The 20,418-nt window shown below is 59.5% G+C and carries 25 protein-coding genes and 1 tRNA gene; 16 read left to right on the forward strand and 10 right to left on the reverse strand.

The window, feature by feature from the left end:
* Positions 1 to 16: 16 nt before the first annotated feature.
* From AC6LKD_RS24120 to AC6LKD_RS24135, 4 genes are read left to right on the forward strand one after another with little or no spacing between them, the layout of a single operon-like run.
* On the forward strand, positions 17 to 811 hold the full coding sequence (locus tag AC6LKD_RS24120; protein WP_013391167.1) for an SDR family NAD(P)-dependent oxidoreductase: 795 nt from the start codon (positions 17 to 19) through the stop codon (positions 809 to 811).
* A 15-nt stretch (positions 812 to 826) separates the two neighbouring features.
* Positions 827 to 1,648, forward strand: coding sequence for an SDR family NAD(P)-dependent oxidoreductase (locus AC6LKD_RS24125; RefSeq protein WP_013391168.1), 822 nt, complete (start codon positions 827 to 829; stop codon positions 1,646 to 1,648).
* Positions 1,649 to 1,671: 23 nt separating this feature from the next.
* Positions 1,672 to 2,184, forward strand: coding sequence for a carboxymuconolactone decarboxylase family protein (locus AC6LKD_RS24130; protein ID WP_498117695.1), 513 nt, complete (start codon positions 1,672 to 1,674; stop codon positions 2,182 to 2,184).
* Positions 2,185 to 2,228: 44 nt separating this feature from the next.
* Positions 2,229 to 3,194, forward strand: a complete 966-nt coding sequence (locus AC6LKD_RS24135) for a Bug family tripartite tricarboxylate transporter substrate binding protein (protein WP_498117696.1) — start codon at positions 2,229 to 2,231, stop codon at positions 3,192 to 3,194.
* A 73-nt stretch (positions 3,195 to 3,267) separates the two neighbouring features.
* Here the strand turns inward: AC6LKD_RS24135 and AC6LKD_RS24140 are convergent, their stop codons facing one another.
* Positions 3,268 to 4,188, reverse strand: coding sequence for a c-type cytochrome (locus AC6LKD_RS24140; protein WP_498117697.1), 921 nt, complete (start codon positions 4,186 to 4,188; stop codon positions 3,268 to 3,270).
* A gap of 232 nt (positions 4,189 to 4,420) precedes the next feature.
* On the opposite strand from AC6LKD_RS24140, the gene AC6LKD_RS24145 reads away from it, so the two are divergent.
* A tRNA-Arg gene (locus AC6LKD_RS24145) sits at positions 4,421 to 4,495 on the forward strand.
* Positions 4,496 to 4,575: 80 nt separating this feature from the next.
* Here AC6LKD_RS24145 and AC6LKD_RS24150 read toward each other — a convergent pair.
* The 4 genes from AC6LKD_RS24150 to AC6LKD_RS24165 form a co-directional block, all read right to left on the reverse strand.
* Positions 4,576 to 5,745 carry a site-specific integrase gene (locus AC6LKD_RS24150; protein WP_279993760.1) on the reverse strand — a complete coding sequence of 390 codons (1,170 nt, stop codon included), beginning with the start codon at positions 5,743 to 5,745 and terminating at the stop codon, positions 4,576 to 4,578.
* A gap of 773 nt (positions 5,746 to 6,518) precedes the next feature.
* A complete protein-coding gene (locus AC6LKD_RS24155) occupies positions 6,519 to 7,781 on the reverse strand; it encodes a DUF1173 family protein (RefSeq protein ID WP_279993762.1) in 1,263 nt (420 codons plus the stop codon).
* 373 nt (positions 7,782 to 8,154) lie between these two features.
* A complete protein-coding gene (locus tag AC6LKD_RS24160; protein ID WP_279993764.1) occupies positions 8,155 to 8,646 on the reverse strand; it encodes a hypothetical protein in 492 nt (163 codons plus the stop codon).
* Positions 8,647 to 9,446: 800 nt separating this feature from the next.
* Positions 9,447 to 9,845, reverse strand: a complete 399-nt coding sequence (locus AC6LKD_RS24165) for a hypothetical protein (protein WP_063959583.1) — start codon at positions 9,843 to 9,845, stop codon at positions 9,447 to 9,449.
* Positions 9,846 to 9,927: 82 nt separating this feature from the next.
* Here AC6LKD_RS24165 and AC6LKD_RS24170 point away from each other — a divergent pair, with 82 nt between their 5' ends.
* The 7 genes from AC6LKD_RS24170 to AC6LKD_RS24200 all read left to right on the forward strand — a co-directional run bounded on the left by AC6LKD_RS24170 (position 9,928) and on the right by AC6LKD_RS24200 (position 13,770).
* Positions 9,928 to 10,221, forward strand: coding sequence for a hypothetical protein (locus tag AC6LKD_RS24170; RefSeq protein ID WP_279993765.1), 294 nt, complete (start codon positions 9,928 to 9,930; stop codon positions 10,219 to 10,221).
* A gap of 51 nt (positions 10,222 to 10,272) precedes the next feature.
* Complete coding sequence (locus AC6LKD_RS24175) at positions 10,273 to 11,022, forward strand: ParA family protein (RefSeq protein WP_279993766.1); 750 nt, start codon at positions 10,273 to 10,275, stop codon at positions 11,020 to 11,022.
* Positions 11,019 to 12,248 carry a DUF7673 family protein gene (locus AC6LKD_RS24180; RefSeq protein ID WP_279993767.1) on the forward strand — a complete coding sequence of 410 codons (1,230 nt, stop codon included), beginning with the start codon at positions 11,019 to 11,021 and terminating at the stop codon, positions 12,246 to 12,248. Before AC6LKD_RS24175 ends, AC6LKD_RS24180 begins: the two co-directional genes overlap by 4 nt.
* 98 nt (positions 12,249 to 12,346) lie before the next feature.
* On the forward strand, positions 12,347 to 12,643 hold the full coding sequence (locus AC6LKD_RS24185) for a hypothetical protein (protein ID WP_279993768.1): 297 nt from the start codon (positions 12,347 to 12,349) through the stop codon (positions 12,641 to 12,643).
* Positions 12,644 to 12,697: 54 nt separating this feature from the next.
* Complete coding sequence (locus AC6LKD_RS24190) at positions 12,698 to 13,036, forward strand: H-NS histone family protein (RefSeq protein WP_279993769.1); 339 nt, start codon at positions 12,698 to 12,700, stop codon at positions 13,034 to 13,036.
* Between the two features lie 19 nt (positions 13,037 to 13,055).
* Positions 13,056 to 13,325: a hypothetical protein gene (locus AC6LKD_RS24195; protein WP_279993770.1), complete on the forward strand. Its 270-nt coding sequence runs from the start codon at positions 13,056 to 13,058 to the stop codon at positions 13,323 to 13,325.
* A 22-nt stretch (positions 13,326 to 13,347) separates the two neighbouring features.
* Positions 13,348 to 13,770 carry a hypothetical protein gene (locus AC6LKD_RS24200; RefSeq protein ID WP_279993771.1) on the forward strand — a complete coding sequence of 141 codons (423 nt, stop codon included), beginning with the start codon at positions 13,348 to 13,350 and terminating at the stop codon, positions 13,768 to 13,770.
* Here the strand turns inward: AC6LKD_RS24200 and AC6LKD_RS24205 are convergent.
* On the reverse strand, positions 13,732 to 14,502 hold the full coding sequence (locus AC6LKD_RS24205; protein WP_498117698.1) for a hypothetical protein: 771 nt from the start codon (positions 14,500 to 14,502) through the stop codon (positions 13,732 to 13,734). The two genes, AC6LKD_RS24200 and AC6LKD_RS24205, sit on opposite strands and share 39 nt — an antisense overlap.
* Here AC6LKD_RS24205 and AC6LKD_RS24210 point away from each other — a divergent pair.
* Positions 14,455 to 15,369 carry a Fic/DOC family protein gene (locus tag AC6LKD_RS24210; protein ID WP_279993775.1) on the forward strand — a complete coding sequence of 305 codons (915 nt, stop codon included), beginning with the start codon at positions 14,455 to 14,457 and terminating at the stop codon, positions 15,367 to 15,369. The two genes, AC6LKD_RS24205 and AC6LKD_RS24210, sit on opposite strands and share 48 nt — an antisense overlap.
* Positions 15,370 to 15,664: 295 nt before the next feature.
* On the opposite strand, the gene AC6LKD_RS24215 is transcribed toward AC6LKD_RS24210, so the two are convergent.
* The 4 genes from AC6LKD_RS24215 to AC6LKD_RS24230 all read right to left on the reverse strand — a co-directional run bounded on the left by AC6LKD_RS24215 (position 15,665) and on the right by AC6LKD_RS24230 (position 18,602).
* Entirely contained in the window at positions 15,665 to 16,156 is a 492-nt protein-coding gene (locus AC6LKD_RS24215) for a hypothetical protein (protein WP_279993776.1), read from the reverse strand.
* Positions 16,157 to 16,613: 457 nt separating this feature from the next.
* Positions 16,614 to 16,916, reverse strand: a complete 303-nt coding sequence (locus AC6LKD_RS24220) for a hypothetical protein (RefSeq protein ID WP_279993778.1) — start codon at positions 16,914 to 16,916, stop codon at positions 16,614 to 16,616.
* A gap of 311 nt (positions 16,917 to 17,227) precedes the next feature.
* Positions 17,228 to 18,184, reverse strand: coding sequence for an SOS response-associated peptidase family protein (locus AC6LKD_RS24225; protein WP_279993780.1), 957 nt, complete (start codon positions 18,182 to 18,184; stop codon positions 17,228 to 17,230).
* A gap of 274 nt (positions 18,185 to 18,458) precedes the next feature.
* A complete protein-coding gene (locus AC6LKD_RS24230) occupies positions 18,459 to 18,602 on the reverse strand; it encodes a hypothetical protein (RefSeq protein WP_179215199.1) in 144 nt (47 codons plus the stop codon).
* A 298-nt stretch (positions 18,603 to 18,900) separates the two neighbouring features.
* Here AC6LKD_RS24230 and AC6LKD_RS24235 point away from each other — a divergent pair, with 298 nt between their 5' ends.
* From AC6LKD_RS24235 to AC6LKD_RS24245, 3 genes are read left to right on the forward strand one after another with little or no spacing between them, the layout of a single operon-like run.
* Complete coding sequence (locus AC6LKD_RS24235; protein WP_088142135.1) at positions 18,901 to 19,548, forward strand: DNA methyltransferase; 648 nt, start codon at positions 18,901 to 18,903, stop codon at positions 19,546 to 19,548.
* Positions 19,545 to 19,796, forward strand: coding sequence for a hypothetical protein (locus AC6LKD_RS24240; protein WP_279993782.1), 252 nt, complete (start codon positions 19,545 to 19,547; stop codon positions 19,794 to 19,796). The genes AC6LKD_RS24235 and AC6LKD_RS24240 overlap by 4 nt, the downstream gene beginning before the upstream one ends.
* A gap of 3 nt (positions 19,797 to 19,799) precedes the next feature.
* Positions 19,800 to 19,994 (forward strand): DUF6900 domain-containing protein, encoded by a 195-nt coding sequence (locus AC6LKD_RS24245; protein WP_279993784.1) that lies wholly within the window; start codon positions 19,800 to 19,802, stop codon positions 19,992 to 19,994.
* Positions 19,995 to 20,418: the final 424 nt, after the last annotated feature.

The raw sequence follows: 20,418 nt of genomic DNA on the forward strand, positions 1-20,418 counted from the left end.
TCTCTCTGGAGCTGGGATGTTTCGTCTTGATGGAAAGGTAGCCCTGGTGACCGGTTGCGGCACGCTGGGCGCAGGTTGGGGAAATGGAAAGGCTGCTGCGGCGGTGCTTGCCAGGCAGGGCGCCGCGATTTTCGGTTGCGATCTGAACATCGACGCGGCGCGACAGTCCGCGCAGGCCGTGGCCGCGGAGGGCGGGAAGATCACGGTCCGGCAGTGCGACGTCACGGACGGCAGCCAGGTGGCGGAACTGGTGCGGGCGTGCATGGAGACGCATGGCCGTATCGATGTGCTGGTCAACAACGTGGGCCGCTCGGAACCGGGCGACCCGGTCTCCATGCCGGAGGATCTTTGGCACGATCAGATCCAGGTGAATCTGACCTCTGCCTTCCTGTGCTGCAAGCACGTCATCCCCCTCATGAAGAGCGCTGGTGGAGGATCGATTATCAACATTTCGTCCATCGCCGGGCTGCGTTATGCGGGCAAACCCCAGGTCGGCTATGCCGCCGCCAAGGCCGCCCTGATGCAGATGACGGCCACCACCGCGGTCATCTATGCGCAAGACGGCGTGCGGCTGAATTCGGTGGTGCCAGGACTGATGTTCACGCCCCTGGTGGAACGCCTGGCGCAGAAATACGCCAAGGGTGATTACGAGGGTTTTGTGGCGCACCGCCATGCCCAGGTGCCCGCGGGTCGCATGGGCGACGCCTGGGACGTGGCCCATGCCGTGGCTTTCCTGGCCAGCGATGAGAGCCGCTACATCACGGGGCAGCAGATCGTGGTGGATGGCGGCATCACCATGGCAACGCGTTGAGCGGGGATAGTCGCGATGAACGTGCATGAGCAAGCGGGCGCCGGACGCCTGGCGGGCAAGGTGGCCTTGATCTTCGGCGCGGGTTGCGTGGGACCGGGTTGGGGCAACGGAAGAGCGATCGCCGTGCGCTTCGCCCAGGAGGGGGCCGTGGTGGTCGCGGTGGACATACGGCCGGAGTCACTGCCCGAGACCCTGGAGTTGGCTGGACGCTACCGGTCCCGCATCGAAACCCAGATCTGCGATGTGGGCGACGCGGCCCAGGTCGCTGCGCTGGTCCAAGCCGTGGCGCGGCGTCACGGGCGGATCGACATTCTGGTCAATAACGTGGGAGGTCCCATTCCCGGCGGTGCGGCGGCGCTGACGCAAGCGGATTGGCGCAGGCAGCTCGACTTGAACCTGACCTCGGTGTTCACCACCTGCCAGCACGTCCTGCCCATCATGCAGGAGCAGGGCGCTGGCGCCGTGGTCAACGTGTCTTCGACCTCGGCCATACGCTGGACCGGCGCGCCGCAGGTCGGCTATGCGGCGGCCAAGGCCGGCGTAATGCAGTTCGGCCGTGTGGCCGCCGTGGAATACGCCGGCAAGGGGGTGCGCATCAACACCGTCCTGCCGGGCCAGCTCCATACGCCGCTGGTCGATGCCTTCCTCGCCGGCCAGCAGAGCGCGGGCGACATCGACGCCTTGCTGGAGCGGCGGCGCCGCCGCATTCCGTTGCCGCTTTCCGGCGATGGCCGGGACACGGCCAATGCCGTGCTCTTTCTCGCCTCGGACGAGGCGCGTTTCATCACCGGAACCGAACTGATCGTGGACGGGGGCATGAGCGCCCGCTGCGACTGAAAACCAAGCTGAGGAGAATCACGATGGCGCGAATTGAATATGCGGGTATCGCCAGGCCGGAGATCCGGCCGCTGGTCGAACGCATCGAACGGGAGCGGTCCAGCCTGCCGAATCTCTATCGGATGCTGCTCAACAGCCCGCCGGTGGCGCAGGGCTGGCTGGCCTATCTCACGGCGATACGCCAGCACAGCGGGCTTGCGCCCAAACTGCGGGAGATGCTCATCCTGCGCGTCGCGGTGCTGAACCAGGCCGACTACGAGTTCGAGCAGCATCTGCCGATCGCCTTGAAAGCGGGCTGCAACGAAGACCAGGTGCAGGGCTTGAAGACCGGCGATTTCACATCGCTGGACGCGGGCGAGCGCGCGGCCATGGCGTATTGCGATGAGATGACGCGCGAGATCCGGGTCCGGGACGCTACGTTCGCCGCCGTCCGCGAGGCTTTCGATGCCCGCGCGATCGTCGAGATCACGGCCACGGTGGCCGCGTACAACATGGTGTCGCGCTTTCTGGAGGCCATACAGATCGACCATGAATGAACGGCTGGTCGTACAGCCGGTAAATAAAAACACAGGAGACATGCATGCATAGCTTCAAACGATTTGGTGGCGCGTTCGCCTCTCTTGCGCTGGGCCTGGCCCTGAGCGCGCCGGCACATGCCGGCTATCCGGCAAAGCCGGTGCAACTGATCATTCCGTTCGCGCCGGGCGATACCGACCAGATGCTGCGGCCCATCACCGAGAAGATGGGGCAATACCTGGGCCAGCCCATCGTGATGAACTACAAGCCCGGCGCGGGGGGAGGCATAGGCGCGGCATACACGGCCTCGGCGGCGCCCGACGGCTATACCATCGTGGGCAGTTCGCCGGGCGCGCTGGTCGTGGTTCCGCTGGCCAACAAGGAGATCAAGTACACGACGGAGTCCTTCGCGCCGGTCGCCGCCATATCCCTGGGCGGCATGATGATCGTCGCGCCCGGGAAGTCCAGGTACAAGACCCTGGCCGACGTGGTGGCCGATGCCAAGGCGCGGCCCGACGCCATCTCCTACGGCACCTCGGGCGCCATGGGCATCAGCCATCTGCTGGGCGAGACGTTCGCTTCCGAGGCCAAGGTCAAATTGCGCCACATCCCCTTCCAGGGCAGCACGCCGGCGGTCACCGCCTTGCTCGGTGGCCACACGGATATCGCCGTGTCCGCGGTGGGGCCGGCGCAGGCGCACATCCAGTCCGGCGGCCTGCGGCCGCTGGCCGTCTTCAGCAGCAAGCGGCTGGCGGCCTATCCGGACGTGCCGACTCTGCGCGAACTGGGCTACGAGGTCGGCAGCCCCACCATCTATGGGCTGATGGCGCCCAAGGGCACGCCGCCCCAGGTAGTCGATGCCTTGTACCAGGCCGCCCGCAAGGTCGTGGCGGAGCAGGGCGATGAGGTGAACAAGACCCTGGGCGGCATCGGCGCGGAAATCAGCGTGCTGAGCCCGCAGGAGTACGGCGCCTATCTGCAGGAGCAGCAGGCGTTGTTTTCCAAGGCGATCGGCCTGATCCGCGAATAACCGGCGCGCCAGCGCGCAAAGAAAAAGCCCCTTGATTGGCTCAAGGGGCTTTTTTCATCGTGGGCGGCGAGTCTTACTTGGCCGCATCCACCATGTACTGCACCGCTGCGCGGATATCGTCTTCCGAGGCGTTGGCCGCGCCGCCCTTCGGGGGCATCGGCGGCTTGCCTTGCATGGCGACCTTCACCATGGCGTCCATGCCGGTCTTGATGTACGGATCCCAAGCGGCCTTGTCGCCGAACTTGGGGGCGTTGGCCACACCGGTGGCATGGCAGGCAAAGCAGACGCTCTTGTACAGCTTTTCGCCGGCCGGGTTGACCGCTGCTGCCGCTTGCGGGGCGGCGGCGGGAGCAGCCGGAGCGGGCGCCGGCGCCGCAGCGGCCGGTGCCGGGGCAGCTGCAACCGCAGCCGGGGCCGCAGCTGCGGGCGCTGCGGGTGCGGCGGCGGGAGCGGCAGCCGCTTCCTTCTTGTCGCCTTCCGCGGCCGGAGCGGCGGGTTCGGGCAGGGAAGCGCCAGACTTGTTGGCCATGTACACCACGGCGCGCGCGACTTCGTAGTCGGACAGCGTGGGGTTGCCGCCCTTGGCGGGCATGCCGCCCTTGCCGTGCAGGGCCACGTTCATCATGGCGTCGTAGCCCGCGGTGATGAAGGGAGCCCAGGCGGCGTTATCGCCCACCTTGGGTGCGCCAGCCACGCCGGCGGTATGACAGGCCGTACAGACGGCGGCGAAAACTTGTTCGCCGGTCTTGAAGACCTTGGGGGCATTCGCATCGATCAGTTCAAAACCCGCGACCGGGGCAATGCGCTTGGCGACGGCTTCTTGGGACAGTGTGTCCGAACCCGCTCCTGTCTTGTTGCCCGAGACCACCATGTTCACCAATAGGATGATGATGGCGATCGGGATCACGAAAGACAGGACGATCGTGACGATCAGTTGCTTCGGGGTCTTGATGGGGGAGGAGTGCTCTTCTATGTGTTCCTGCTCGTTGCTCATGACCAAATCCTGCTAACGGGTACCGGGGGCGCCTGGCGGCGGCAACAGAAAATCAGTACTGCACAAGTCGGCGGCATGGACGGCCCGCCTTGCAAGCAAACGCTGGATTATATAACGGTGTCATAGACACGCGTCCAATGCATCTGACCGGGTTTTCGCTGAGTTTGACGGAAGATTTGATCTCGTTCATGCAGTTCCGCGAAAACTGGGTACAATACCGCCTCCTTGCGCTGCGCCCGTAGTTCAATGGATAGAATGAGAGTTTCCGAAGCTCTTGATACAGGTTCGATTCCTGTCGGGCGCGCCATCAAATCAAAGGCTTACGTTTTTTTGGGTCCACTTTGGGGCCAAAGTATGCGAATTAACGCGAGTTCTTTGGACTTCCAGTTACGGCTCGCGGGCAGGCAAATGCTCGGCATATAGGGCCGCCATCTTCGCCTTTTCCCGCTGATTGGACTCCCCATCGATCCACTTGGAATAGACGCGGAAGAACATCTGCGCATTCTTGTGACCCATCTGGCGCGAGAGATAGCCAGGGTTCATTCCAGCGTGTAGACCAAGCGTGGCATATGTATGCCGAGTCTGGCGCGCATCCCGATCACGGATGCCCAAGGCGGATAGCGTCGGACGCCACACTTTTCGAACGGGATCTGCCGTATCCACGAATGGCTCCCCAGTTTGAGGATTCAGGAACACATGCCCCCCGGGACGAAACGTCAGTTGCCTTTGGCGTTTGAGTGCTTCGAGCGCCGGTTGCTGCAGATCCACGTCCCGCGACTTGTATGTCTTAGTCGCCTTGTGGTGACGCCTCACGAGCGCTCGGTCGATGCGGATTTGTTCTCTTGAAAGATCTACGCTCGTCCATAGCAGGGCGATTAGTTCTGACGGTCTGACACCGGTGAAGAACGCTACTTCGAAGTAATTCCGCCAGGCGGCACCAAAGTGTTCTTCGACGTGCTGGACAACTTGAAGCACTTCCGACATGAGCAGAGGATCCGGTTCAGGTTCCTGGCCCTTGCGGCTTTCAATCTCCAACGTGATGTTCTCCGTCACTTTCCGCATCTTGAGCGCCAACGCCCAAACTTGACGAGCCGGTGTCATCATGTTGTTGAACGTCTTCGCCGCCACGCGTGGAAATGCGGCTACATCCATGGCCAGCTCTTCGAAGGTGATCTCCGCAATCGGGCGATGCCCATACAACGGGCGCCAGCGGGAGTTCAGCAGGTTCTCGTACTCGCTCAGCGTCGTTGCAGCTTTGTGACTGTTGAGCTTCAGCCACATGTCGGCCATCTCGTTGAAGGTGGCTCCTCGAGCGGATACTTCTTTGACCGGGATGCTCGGGGAGTCGGGGAAGTGACGCGCAAAGTCGTCCCACGTGAACACGCCCAGGTCAATTGCTTGCAGGATCTCGTTTCTCATGCGCGCTGCCGCCCGCATGTTGGCAGCGGTGGGGCTCAGGTTTACACGTTCACGGTAGCGCTGATTGTTCCAGCGGAAGTCGATTCGGATCGACGTCGTCCTCGCTTCGATCCCTTCGAGGTGCTCTCTGATACCCATTCGTCGTACGCTTCAAGATTGATGTGTTGGCGATTGTCGTCGGACCATTTCCAGTGTTTGCCCTCGATTAGGTAGCCGTCTCGGATCAGATGCCGGAACGAATGGACAGACCTGCCTGTACATTCGGAAGCCTTCTCCACGACGACCCACGCGACGGGTCGATAGCGTAATGGCATTCGTATTGCCTCATAGAGTTGAGTGGACTGACGGTGGAGGGAAATTTGTCTCGTCAAAACAAGAGTTTTCCAACGAAATATGAGGCGACGAAAACAATGAGCGCAGCGAAGAATATGAGCAGCTTGCTTTCGAACATTTGATCTCCTAATTCACCAGGGACATGGCGCCAGGTCTAAGCACCTCAATTGGCGGCAGCGCGTTCCAAACGGTGCGCCTCCTAATTGCGCTGTTGGCGCAGAATGTCCTGGAACTCGGGAAGCTCGGCTTCCAGTTTGAAGAACAATGCGAGGAGGGCCAGGGCAATTGCAGCCGAACCATGGTCGCCCTTGATCACGGCGTTTCCTGCAAGTATCGACCCCAAGATGGCGAAGGTGCAGGAAGCGATCAACGAAATAATTCTATTCATAGGAAAGAACGGGTCCTTCAGAGTTTGGACAGAGGGAAGGTGTAGGCGACGTAGCCGAAACCGATCAGAACCTCGCTGAGCACAAGGGTCCAGGCCGCTCGCGTCTTAGCCATCAGTGCGTATCCCACCGTGGCGATGAACACCAAGGTGCAAATTTAAATCGCCGTAAACATGGTTCGCTCAAGTGAATTCAGGGAAAAGGCGGTATCGGCGCTCCGGCGGCGGCGTCCCACTGCCACCATTTGCCGGGACCGTACTTCTCGTCGTAGTGAGCGATCTTCTGCTCTTTGCGTGCCGCATAGTCTGGATCCGTCAGGCCCCAAACCTCCATTGGCACGATCTCACTGCGATCGCGCAACCAGAAGTCGGGAAAGACATGCTCGGTCCCGGCATCGAATCGGAGCGGCTTTTCGAAGCGACGCTCGGCTGCGACCAAGGCAGCCACCACCGCGGCCTCATAGCCCGAATCGACGGGGATCCATTGAGGGGTCACGGTCATGAGGGCGAGATCTACAACCCGCGCCTTCATCGAACCTGCGGCGGGAGTGGGAACGTCTGTCTGTGCGATGGCAATGACCATGTCACCCGACATCCATCCATTTATTTCGGCCATGAAGCGGCGCTGCAAGACTTCCCAGTCCTCTGCTGAAAGCGTGAGGTGTGGGATGCCATGAAAGCCCATGATTGGCAGTCGTCCGGCCGCTTCCATGCCAGGCTGGTACTGTGCCAAGGGCGCAACGGCAACCAGGCGGCGGCGCCGGTTCATCGCTTCAGTGGATTTCGCCTTGTTCAGTCCGGCCTGCTGCCCGTCAGCCGCCGTCGCAGCAATCACCAGATTGCTGGACAAGCGAACGCGACCCGCAAAAGTGGATGAGGCAACACGCAATAGGTGGTAGTGCACGAGGCCGACGCTGCGTTTGCCATTCATGGATGGCGCCCAGGCATTGAAGCCGGCCTCCGTCCACAAGTAGTGGAGCAGGCCGAGCAATGTCATGCTTGCCTGGCCAGATCGGGCGCGAGCCGTTGCCATCTTCTTGTCAGCACCAGCAGCGGCGTTCTCTTCTTCCGGGGCTGCTGTCGGGCGTTGCTGAAGACCAACCTTGAGCTTGATCTTGGTATTGCCATCATCCAGCTCTTGCACCACGCCGCGCCTATATCCGCCAAGCCCTGACATTCCCGGATCGACGCCATAGTAGATGCAGTCCTCGCTATGATCCGGCCCGGTCTCCGGAAACCGTGCCAGGTGAAAGCGGTCGGAGTTCGTGCGGCTATGTATCGACAGCCGCTTATGGCCAGGGCCGAGACAGCAACAGCGGACGTCGGCCTTTCCGTGGGAAAGCAGCAGCACACGCTTCCAAGCCGCGACATGCTCTTCCAACGACTGAAATTCAGGGGAGTAGATCTGGGTCTTTTCGCCGAGGGCAATTTCGACCGGGTAGAGGGTTCTATCCATCAGTGCCAGCCTTTCCGCGAAGCAATGTCGCAGCGCGTTGTACGAATGAGAGGAAATCCGAGCGCTCGTGCTTGAGCGTTTAGCTGCTAAACGATTCGGAGGCTCACGCACGAGACATGTATGCCCAAACCAACACAATGGCTAACGTGCCAACTGTCCCGACCGCGATCAACGGCCATGCCTCGTTCTCGTTGTCGGCGTGAACGATAACGGCAACCACAATCAATCCCTGAAATAGGATGAAGAGAAGAAACATCAGATTGGACGACACGAATCCTCCATGTGGAAACGATAAATTCGCGGCCCGCAGTCGACTCGGGCAGAGGCAAGTCGGGCATTCGAATCGGAGCGCTCGTGCGTAAGCGTTTAGCGGCTAAACAGAGTTAGCGATTTCGCTTCGTTTGCGTATGTCGGTGATGGAAACGCCAGCGCGCTCATAAATTCGGCGGAAGATGAACTTGCGGTCGCTGCACTTCATGTTCCATACGCGCCGGCTTTGTTCGCCATCAATTTGTTTCGCGGCAGCTACGAATAGATCTTCCAGAAACTGATCGTTGGCGTGTAGCCAGTGGGCAAGACTGGCGCAATGGTCGAGTAATTCGGGTGCGCGTGCGTGGATTGTTTCGGCAATTTCCACGCTTTCGGACAGCCGCTGGGCTATACCTCCCTCACCTCGACGCAAAACAGCCAGGATTCCGCCCAAGAACTCATCCTTTTCCCTGAGAACTTTCTGGCAATGCTTCCGTTCTTCGGCGGCTTGAATACGGTATAGATCTAGGACCGCACACAAGCGCCAGCATCCGTACCCCAGCACTATGCATAGAACTGCCGTTAGGGCCAAGGCGCCCGCCAAGATGCCAAGCATCCGCGTCTCCTTTGCGATTGTGGTTGAACTTGAGAGTGATGAGATCATCCGAATCGGTGCGCTCGTGCGTCAGCGTTTAGCTGCTAAACACGCACTTGCCCGACGGGCGCGAACGCCGATTCGGATGCCGCCGCCGAGATACCACAACGTTGGCGGCTTCCTGCCGACTTGCACGGCGCAGACAAGTTGAGACCCTGCCTGGTCTTCGCCTGACCCGTTACTCGCCACGGGAGGCATGCTGATAGTGCTGGGGCGCTCGTTGACGGCCTTAGAAGAAGTGCCTCCCTCACAGGATCCGCCAGATGAAGCAGGGGGTTCTTCGAACCTCACCTCGCTTTGTTCGAGATCTAGGTGGTCTTCCAGGCTCGGCGCCTGGACAGATTTTTTCAACCCGGTGTTGTGCACCTGGTCGGACTTCACGGGCCTCTACTCGACCCCCTAGATTTTTGCCGCTTGTTTTCGTCCCCAGGGCCTTTCATTCCTCGCGGCCAGCTCCCCTTGGCGTCGCTTCGCAGCGGACGCGGGACGGTACTACTGTTGCGCATTGTTAAAGAGCGTGTAGATTTGACTGTACTCTTTAGTACATATGCAGTCAATACCTTTTGGTACATAATTCAAAATGTGCTCTTTTCGCGACAAATAGCAATACAAGATACAATGCGTCACATAGACGATAGATTTTCAGCCGGCGTCAGTCGGCTCGTCCGCGATCCGGTGCGGACCAGACCAGTCGTAGTGCGGTGCGGGTGGTGGCTGAACTCGCCAGTTTGACGCTGCAGTTCGCAGTTCGTGCGTGGGATCTATGCCGATCTTTTTTTCTGCATAGCACCAGCGATGAACTCAGACACGCGGATGTCCAGTTCGGCCCGCTTTTCGGGGCTGAGCAGCATGAATTCGTCGTAGGAAGAGTGGCGAAACGGCCAATGAGTGGTCGCTGCCTTTGAAGGAGCGGGGCGGCCGGCCTCCGTTGCGGCGGCGGTACCTACGATGCCCTCCAAGTACCGCAAGGGCATTCCCGTCTGTTCTTCAAGATTGCGCGCACGGCGGGAGCCAAAGCTCTTCGTGCGCAACAACTGGGAGATTTCACTCTCATTAAGGCCATGGGCCAGGCAGAACGCGCGCGTGCTCGGGTAGTGCGTGGAAATCCACGCACGTAACTGGTCCCGGCGGACCTGCATTTCCTGTGCAGCGGCGTCCATGGCGCGGATTCTGCATTAGGTACACCCGCTTTACCAAAAAGTACAAGACATCTGTTCCAAATAAATGTACTATTTGGTACATATGAACGCCGCCAAACGATTCCCCCGCATCGAGCCACTGATCGAATGGCTCAAGAAGACGCCTCTGGATCAAGCCAGAGCCCAGTGTGCTGCACAGCAAACGAGCTGGGAATACCTCCGTCAGATCGCATACGGATACAAGCTCGTCGGGCCCAGGAAGGGCGTGGCCATTGAGCGCATAACCGGCATCTCCAGGCAATTGCTGCGTCCCTCGGATTACTGGCTCGCCTGGCCCGATTTGCCCGAGCCCGAGCCGCTTTCGCCAAATCCCCACCCCGACTGTGCCGACATCTAGTGGTTTAGCCGCTAAACGCACGTCATATCTCATTTACGAGGTAGAGCTCATATGCAGACTATTGTGATCGCCAACGGCAAGGGCGGCGTCGGCAAGACAGCTGACTCCGCACACATCGGATTCCATGCCGCTGAAGAGGGCCTGAAAACCTTGGTTGCCGACCTGGACACCGGCAACCTCTCAAAAACCATGCGCGGGCATAGGCTGGAAATGCCGGCGAGTGTCCTGTTTCAAGACGACGTTCCCGTCATACCGGAAGCCAGGGGGCCGCTCTCCCTCTTGCATGCGGATCGACTGCTGGCCAACGTAATCTACATGTCTATTGACCGTGCGGTCACAAATTTCCGGGTAAATCTCGCCGAGTTCGAGAAGCAGGGCTTCGACTTGTGCGTGGTCGACACGCCCGCAAGCATTGGCATTGCGACCATAGCGGCCTTGCGTTGCGCGGACGCGGTGATCAGTCCGGTGGAGATGGAGGACTACAGCATCGAGGGCATCAAGGACATGATGCGTGTGATCATCGGCGCCAAGCAACACAATCCCAAGCTGCAGTTCTTGGGGATCGTGCCCAATCGCGTTGACAGGCGGAATCCGCGCCAGGTCAAGCACCTGGCCGAAGTACAAGAAGCTCACGGAAAGCTCTTGGCACCAGTGGTCGTGGGACTGCGCACCAGCGTGGCAGACGCTCTCGCCGCCGGCGAGCCTGTGTGGAACAGCAAAAAGACCACAGCACGGGCCGCCGCTGCCGAGATGCGTGCTCTTGGCGACCATGTCCTGCAACGCATGGGAGTAGCGCAATGAACGGGTCAAATGACACGCAATTCGGTGGCGGCCTCGATCTGGCTGGATTGGGCGACCTCGCGTCGATGCTGGACGGCCCGCAGCAGAACGTCGGCTACCAGATGTACGACATCGCTCGGATCCATCCCGACCCGGACAATCGTCGTCGTGCTTATAACAATGGGCTCAGCGCGGAAAGTATCGCGGAGATGGCCGCGACCATTCGGGATAGGGAAAGTCAGGGCAAAAGGGGGGTGATGGTGCCCATCTCGTTGCGCCCGCACCCCTCCATTATTGGCGATTTCATGATCAATCACGGTCATCGCCGCTACCTGGGATCGATAGAGGCGGGGCTTAGCCAGATCCCTGCATTCGAAGATCCTGACTTCGATGACTTCGATCAAATGATTGAGAACCTCCAACGCGAGGGACTCAGCGGTCGCGAAGCAGCGGACTTCATTGGAGGCAAACTCGCCGAAGGTATGACGCAGGCCGACATCGCACGCAAACTGGGCAAATCCAAAGCCTGGGTGAGCATGCACGTGGCAATGCTCGACTTGCCTGAGCCGGTCGCCGAGGCGGTGGCCAATGGGCAAGTCACAGACGTGACGTTGGCTAAGGAACTGGTAGTTGCCCACCGTGAGAATCCGGACGCAGTGGAAGAGCTGCTCAGCTCGCCGGTGCGGAAGCCCACTCGCGCAAGCGTGAAGGCACTACGGCAAGCCGCAGACAGCAAGCCAAAGGTGACGTCGCCAACCCCAGCTGGCCACGGCGAACAAGATGAGCAGCCGGCGGAAGGCGAGATCACCGCGCAAGGCTCAAAGCAGGCCGTGTCTGGCGAAAATCCCGGCGAATCGCCCTCGGCAGACGAGGTGCCTGCGCATGTGCGCGAGGAGTTCGACCGTATGCGGGCACGGCGAGATCAAGACGCTTGCGATCGCTCAGACCCTGCGTTAAAGAAGTCGGGGATGCAAGCCCTCCAGCGCCTGATAGAAATCGCGCGCCGGGATACACAGCAGAGCAAGCGGGTGGCTGACTTCCTCCTCTCCTGGTGGAACGCGACCAGTTGCGGAGGGTTTGACTTGAGCGACTTCTGGAGCGTCGACGCCGAGATCGCGGACGATATGGTCACTGTCATCGGACTGATCCGTCGCTCGCGAGCATATCCGGACACCTTCGGCACTCAGGTACACGACCAATTCAAGGCGCTAGTGACCTTGTGGCGCCCAGCACTAATAGCCAACTGATCATGAATCTGCATCTGGGCAACAGTTTAGCTGCTAAACACTCTTGTCGCCTTTAGCCCGCGAAGCAGCATTTACAACGCTCTACTAAGGATTGCGATATGCCGGATCAAACAATCCCCACCTTGTCCGAATTGCAGGCATTGCACGGACGGATCTTCGCCACGCTGACGGCACAAGAAGCCCTTGTCATGGACTTCTATCGTCGGCAAGGCCGGAAGTTCGACGTCGTCGTCGGAATCATTAATGAGGCCGATCCGATCGAGGTCGCCACGGCCCGCACGAAAGCGGAGGCAGACGAGATCATGAAGCAGGCCAACAGCCGCATCTCCGTCACGATTGGTCCGACAGCCGAATCGGCATGGGCCAAGCGAGCTGGCCTACGGCGGGAATGTTGATCCTGGTTCGGCCCACTTCAATAATCACCCTACAAAACATCGAAGGAAGCACTGATGACGAAGGCGATCGCGAAAATCAACGCACAGATCAAGAAGCTGGAAGAACAGCATCGCCAGCTGACGCTGCGCAGGCGCGCGGACGAGATCAAGAACATTGTCCAGACGATGCGTGATTACGGACTGTCCCCACAGGACATTCTGCCGGCATTCGCTGGCGAGCAGCGAAGAAAGAAGACTCCCATAAAGCCCTCCCAACGCAAACCCCGCGGCCCGGTCGCGCCCAAGTATCGCCACCCGACAACAGGAGAAACTTGGACCGGACGGGGAAGGGCGCCGCGCTGGCTTGTGGCTGCAGAAAGTGATGGCGCCGATCGCGCTGAATACCGAATCTAATACCCTGGACTCGAAGACCATGAAAGACAGCAAGACAGGCAATCACTGCAATGGCTTGTGCGTCCTTGCCATTGCCTTCCTGGTAATCATCGGCACTCTCATGCTTTCGATCTTCTCTTCGGCCGTAGAAAGAGATGTCGATGGCGTTGTAGAAGGCATGTTCCTAATCGGCGCGGTAATCATGGCCTTCGGTGCAATTGCCCCCCTGCTTTTGCCCAAAGAGGACAGCGAAGAGAGCCGATCGGGCGTTCGAAACCGGCAACCAGGGTCGAACAGCGACCAGGACTGAGCTCCAACAAGGAATGAAGACGATGTTCGAACGAATTGACCGACTGATTACGAATCACGACTTCGCCTTTCAGGCCTGGTCCGACCGGTACGGAAAGGGAGTCTGGGCAGCGCTCGGCCTGTGGGAGAACATGGTCGACACGGTTCGCGATCTTTCCAGCGCGGGCGACCTCGACATGATTGCCGCTACCGAGTACGTGTTCAGTGTCTCGTGGCTCCCAATGTTAACGGGCCGCACGCTGAATGAAGCGATGGCCGCTCTCGAAGAGAAGCTGGCCAGCCTCCCGCAAGATCAACTGAATCGCGGCTCTGAATGGGCGGCCGCAGTGCAGCGTGCGATCGAAGACCTGCGCGATTCCTGGGAAGCCGCAGATGCCTACGGTGATCTTGATGGCAAGCTTCCGACGCTACCGGCCAAATTCAACGATCTTGTCGCTGCGCGGTGATATGTAAGGGACAGGGCCGTAGTCGTCAAAACCGCCGGACATGCATTTGGCGAGACCTATGGCGCGGATATTTAACATGAGATCGGAAAACTGGATATGTATAGCTTCTTTGTCATCGTTGCCGTGATCAGTGCGGTGGTGGGTGTGGTCTGCGTTGTGAGGGGCAGTCTGGCTGGTGGCTTCGTCGCGGCATTTTTTCTTATGGTTGGGCTCGTAGGCGTCGCTGTGATGCAGATGCACTGGGATCATTGCGCCGGCATGCCCTTTGTCACTAAGTGGTGCGGTTAACGAAATGGTTGCCACGGAATCTTGTCCTACGTAGGCGGGAGGTAAGGAATACTCGGAATGAATCGTGGGTATGGGCGCGACCAATTGAAAGATCGATAGATTGGAGTGTTTACCTGCACTACAATCATTAATCAGGAAACGTAGGGCTTTATCATGATCGACTGCAAGGAACAGCACGAGCGTGAGCGTGCGATCCACATCGCCGTGGCAAACCAGCGCCTCGAGGGCCTGGAACCGGACGCGATCACAATCGCGGAGCTGGGCCGGGTCGCGAAGGGCGAGCTGACTGTCGAAGAAGTGCTGCGGAATCTTCGAAGAAGAATCGACGCAGGCGAATTCCAACAAGTGCCGGCCAAGTAGGCCGGCATTTTTTTCAGCTGCGCTAAGAGTTCGAAAATGGCGAAGTATCCAGTCCGCTCCAGCGACCCCTATCTTGACGAGCATTCAGGGATTCTAAAAAACCGCTTCGGCATCACTGACCAGGCCGAACTCGATCGCGTGGAAGCCACCTTCGGTCTCGTGCGCGCTTATGAGCTGGTGGAGAATCCTGTAGCAGGTAAGTTCGACCTGGCGCATCTGCAGGCGATCCACAAGCGGCTGTTCGGAGACGTTTACGAATGGGCGGGAGAGATCCGCTCCGTTGACATTTCGAAGGGCCAGACACGCTTCGCCAACTTTCAGCAGATCGAGAGTTATGCGCCGGAGATCACACGGCCCTTGCAACGCGAGCAGCTGCTGCGTGGACTCAATATCGACACCTTCAGCGAGCGCGCCGGACACTATCTCGGGGAGCTGAACGTCCTGCATCCATTTCGTGAGGGGAATGGGCGAGCTACCCGCGAGTTTGTCGGCCAGCTGGCCCGCGGTGCGGGTTATGCCGTGGACTGGTCGGGTATCGAACGATCAGAGATGATCCAGGCGTCTATAGAGGCCTATGAGGGAAGCTCTAAACGTCTCGCGGGACTCATCCGCGCCAGTCTCGTCGACATCGATAAAGAACGGGCATTGGACCTGGCTATGTCTGTTGCAGGGGAACAAGTGCAGATCTCTCCAGCGGCACCAGGTCATGCTTACGAGGGCGTGGTCGTGGGGTCAACAGAACGCTACGTTGTGCAATCGCTGGGCGAAGAAATGGTGCTTCATACGCGGCAAACGCTTCTGAACACTGAAATGCTTGTTCCTGGCCAGGTCGTGAATATTCGCTATCCGCATGGTGGCGTCGGCCTGGTTGAAGGGAAAGGCACTCTCCAGCTCAACAACATCCTGCAGCACAATCATTTGCGCACGCGTGATCCAGATCTTGAGCGTTGAGGTCCGTGCGTTGCCTTGCGTCAGCATTGCAAAGACAAACGCAAAAAGCTCAACCCCGGACCCATGGATATGTGGATGATCGCTACGCGACCGCCCATCTCGCTGCGCTCGGCCCATGGACAACCCTGCTGGACAAACGGTGGACAGGCTACGCCTGACCACGCGCTTGCCCACAGGGTATGCCCACCGGCTCCTGGGCTTCACCCACATACCCACCGGCCCCCAATTAGGTCCCAATTTGAAATACGGACTTCAAAACAGGCTTACTAATGGTGGCGAGGCAGAGCGGGTAGGCCTAAAGGAATTTTTTCAAAGCCGCGGATACGCCCAGGCCGCAGAGAATCAATAAGGCGATTTTTGCTGCATAACGGTTCCAGAGTTGGCGGCAGGCCCAACGCACGGGAGATTTCTCGGCGTCATCTATGCGCTTCTGCAGGTATGCAATGTCGCATTTGTTTCCGGACGCCAGCTGTCTATATGCCGCAATCTCCATCCGCAACTCACGGATGTACTCCGGAACTTCGCGCACCTTGATATTCCGCTCCCACGTGTCTCGTGGTTTCAAATCCTGTGCGGCCATCGGGAGGGAGTGTCCATTAGCTTTGTTGTCGTCGTAGACCACATTCAAACCAAAGTTCTCGTAGAGCTTGTTGCGCCTCATCTTGTTGTCGACCCCTGCGGTGTCGTGGGCATGAAGCTTGTCTATGTAATCGTCCACAGACGAAAGCGAGACTGTTGAGACTGTGGCTGTTGGCCATTGCCGGGCCCATAGCACTACTTCATTCATGACATGAGTTCCGATCCGTCGGCTGCGGAGCGAGTTGTCTCTTACCATGACCTGTTGGCCAGTTATTGATACCGTGGCGTCGTGGCCACCTGGCCCGACGGAATAGCGACCTTCGAAGAATTCCTCAGTAGCGAATCCGAACTTTTCCATAAGCCGAACGGGTTCGAACGAGAGCCGAATGCTCGCAGTGATGATGCTGCCATCGGCTCGAAGGCTTCTACTCTCTGATCGTTCGACGAGCACCCACTCGACTGGATCTCCGTCAGGGCAATCGCGGTCTCGTACTTCAAGCAAGTAGATTCTCGGCAACGAGCCAGGCTTGGCCCGAAGTTCACGCTCAAAAGAAGGCAGCATAGTTGCAGGCTGGGAGTTCGGTAAGACCAGGAATTCTATAGAGTGATAGTGTTTAGCTGCTAAACAAAAGGGTGTCCGGTCGGGGGGAGCCGCTTCGCACGGCTTACTCACCGCGATGCGTAATGGAATCCATCAGGGTCTGTCGCTCAATCTCTTCTCTTACGCCAGGATCCTCCAGCATGCGCTGGGCCAGCCGGCGCAGATACACTCGTATTTGGAGAGGGGTCTTCGGTTCTTGGGCCATGGCCAGCAGCGCGCTCCGTAGGCGGCAGTTGAAATCGCGTTCCCGACCGATCTCCCAGGCCAGCTTGGCAATGGAGGCGCGGATCGCATCCCAGCTTTCACCTGGGAAGTCATAAATCAAGCGGATATCCGCGCCGCATAGCGGCTTGCGGAACCGCTTCATCGGCGCCTCTACGAATCCTGGTATCTCTCTGGATGCACTGACGTGCCAATCCTCGCAGGTCCAGATATCCCGGTCTGCGCCGGCGGCGAACGCCCAGCGCTTGCACCCACGTTCGGGCGAATCATGGGTAGGGCTGAGCCTCGGGTGGCCGCAGTTCGCCTTGGTCCAAATCAGGCCACGGAAGTGCGCACAGCAGAAACAGGTGTGGTTGGCGGGATTGGCGCCGTTTGGGGCTGGCATATGAATACTGTATAAATATACAGTATTTGTACGACGCCGGCACCGATAAGTCAAACGTGCTGCGTGCGGCCTCAAGCCGCCAAGCGGTGCTCGTAGTAAGGGCGAGGGCGGTCATCCAGGATCTCGTAGCACGCGGCCAGGTTGCGGTGGTCTGGATTCAACCACGCATCGATGTTCTCTGGCTTGATCTGGACTATGCAGCGGTCATGGCCAGCTGCAGCTACCTCAGGCGGTGGTTCGTCTGTGATCGCCGCGAACGAAAGAAGGCGCCCTTCGGGACCTTTCCATTCCGACCACAAGCACGCAATGATCATCTCCTGGGCTGGCTCAGGAGTGAACTCCAATATCACGCTTTCTTCCTTTTCATCCGGCGCCAGCTCGCGCTGTTCCAATGCATGCTTGGCCACGTGCTCATAGAACTTGTGGACGATCATGATCGCGTGGGTGTACCCAAAGGTGTTGCCCCAGTAACGCTCGAGGCTGTCCCTCCTCGCGTTGTAGGTGCCGGGGAATCGCACGTCATAGCTCGCAGGCTTTCCAGCGAGCCTGCATTGATAGCGCATAGGTCGGATGATCCGGTCCTGACCGTGACCCGTTATCACCGGAGCATAGGAGCCAGGGAAGATCCGGCTGTCAGAGGGCTGCAGCTTGTCGCTCTTCAAGCGAGAAAGCTTTGCCAATGCGCGCTCGATCTTGTTCGATGCGATGCGCACGTCATTCTGGGCCTTTTTGGTCACCTTGGTTTGCAAGCTTCGCTCCGCATTGACCAGGCGCGTGCGCTGCGAGAAGACCAGCTCCTCGAGCTGGCGCGACTCCAATTCGTCCCACTGCTCCACAGATTCTGCAACCACCGCTGCAGGTCCCCCATCCGATGCACTGAAGGACAGGTCCAGCGCCCGAGGCGTTAATGGCCGTGAGCCTGTCGGGTGGTACAGGTAAAGATTCACGAACTCGTCAAAATCAACAGTGGCGCGATAGCGGCGCCCGAGCTTCTTGTAGGCAGCTTCAACCTGCGCGGAATAGCACATAGAGGCCTCGCTTCGAAAGAATTGGCCCCCAAACGGAGCCTACGCAGCGTATTGGATTCAATTCTACGGCGCTTGCCTGATTGTCCGCATCTCGCCAGGTCCTATCGAAGCGAGGCGCGTTCGCGCAGGGCATGAAAAAGCCCGAACCAAACGGTTCAGGCTTTTAGGCTAAGCGCCATTCCAACCCGGGCAGGAGCCCTGGGCGAGGTGCCGTCGTGGGGCAGGGCGCAGTCAAATCGTCAGGCCACTACTCCAAACGCAAGACTTCGACGGATCAATAAGCCTTTCCTTCGCTGGGCTTGAACTCGCCGCTGGTCGCCTTCTTATCGGCAAGGGCCCTGGCCTCTTGCTCGGATTGACCACAAGCGGTTAGTAGGGCGGCGGCGGCCAGCAGCGCGGCCAGGTTCTTCATCAACATGGGGTCTCCAGGTAATGGGATGAATCTTCTTGATGCGGGAAAACGGCCCGAGTATTTCACAGGTCATCAAGCACTGCACGGAGCACACAGTCGCATGCCTTGCGGTTCCGGACAGACTCGGCACGGCGCGCGGCTTTATAGCCGCGCCGAGTCTTTCAAGGGCTTTCGCGGCATAAACCGCTCGCTTGCGCTCGCTATTTATTCCACGTCCCTTGACCGGCCCCTCCTGGCCTGCGCCCGCCTGCCCCGTGCAGTGCAATGCAGATCGGCTGCCATTGCTGCACGTGAGGAGCCATCCATGAGCCGCGTCGTCCTGGGCGATTGCCTGTCGATTCTTCCGACCTTGCCTGACCGTTGTGTCGATATGGTGCTGACGGATCCGCCGTACCTGGTGAATTACCAGGATCGGGCCGGGCGCAGCATCGCAAACGATATCAATGACGATTGGCTTGCGCCGGCGTTCAAGCAGATTCACCGCGTCATGCGCGACGACACCTTGTGCATATCGTTCTACGGCTGGAATCGGGTTGACCGTTTCTTTGCCGCCTGGCGGGCGGCAGGCCTGCGCGCCGTGGGTCATATCGTGTTTGCCAAGCAGTACCAATCCAAGGCCCGGTTTCTCGGGTATCGCCATGAAGCCGCGTACCTGCTGGCCAAGGGACAGCCGCCCGTGCCGGAAAAGCCGCTTCCCGACGTGATGCCCTGGAAGTACTCGGGCAACCGCCACCACCCGACGCAAAAGCCCGTCGAATGCCTGGCGCCCCTCATTGAAGCATTCACGCAGCCGCGGGGGATTGTTCTGGACCCCTTCGCCGGCTCCGGCTCGACGTGTGTTGCTGCGCGCCAAGTCGGCCGCCGCTTCTACGGCATTGAGATGGATCCGAAGTATCACGCAGCCGCCATGGAGCGTTTGCACCTGGCCAACCAAGAGAGGATTGCAGCATGAACCAGCAGACCAACGACAACGCGGGACTGCTCGCATATCTCAGGGGCTACGGCCGCAACAACCCGAAGGGCTTGGAGGATATCGCGGCCTATCCGGGCTGGGCGTTCCTTGCCTCGAACGATGCCCATCGCCGGATGGAGAAAATCCTTGAGTCCTTGCCTCTACACGAGGTGATGGCCATCGCGAACCACGAAATAGACCTCAACGAATTAGCCCGCCAGGTGCTGGCCGAACAGGGCGCGAAATAGATCATGGCAAAACCGATACTGTCCGAAGCTGCGCAGCAGGAACTATTGCGGATTGCTCGCGAACATCTGTTTTTGGAGACATTGGAAACCCGAAAGCACGGCAGCCTGGACTTTAAAGAGCAGGCGGTATGGTGCATTCGGGATGCACTAGAGGCGGCTTATCTGGCCGGCATGGTGGATCACCACCGATCCAAGTAGCGCCCAAGGCGCGAAAGCCAGCGGCCCGGCGCACGTCGGTGCGGCCGCTGGCGGCCAACGCGAATAGAGGGCCGGCGCCCGCGGCGCCGACCAGCGCAACCCCGGCCGAACTGCGGAAGTTAGAGCCCGCGCCAGAGGGCGCGGGCTAGAGGCGCTCGCCGCGCGGCACGACTGCGCCTCTCTGGCCCTGGTCCTCGCATGCCTGGCCTGCGAGTCGCAGAGCCCTACAAACGCCGACTGTATCACTACGTTCCTCGTTCCAAGGGGTTCGCTGCGCCAGGTGCTCACCCGTTCGGTGCTCGGCCTTCGGCCTGCGCTCCGCGTGCGGCCTCCGCTCCTGCCCCTTTCCAGTCGTCACTACGTGATCCAGATCGGCACGGGCTCAGCGACTCACAGGACTGGCGGCAACAACCGCGAAGACAAA

This window comes from Achromobacter sp. D7-1 (assembly GCF_059760445.1).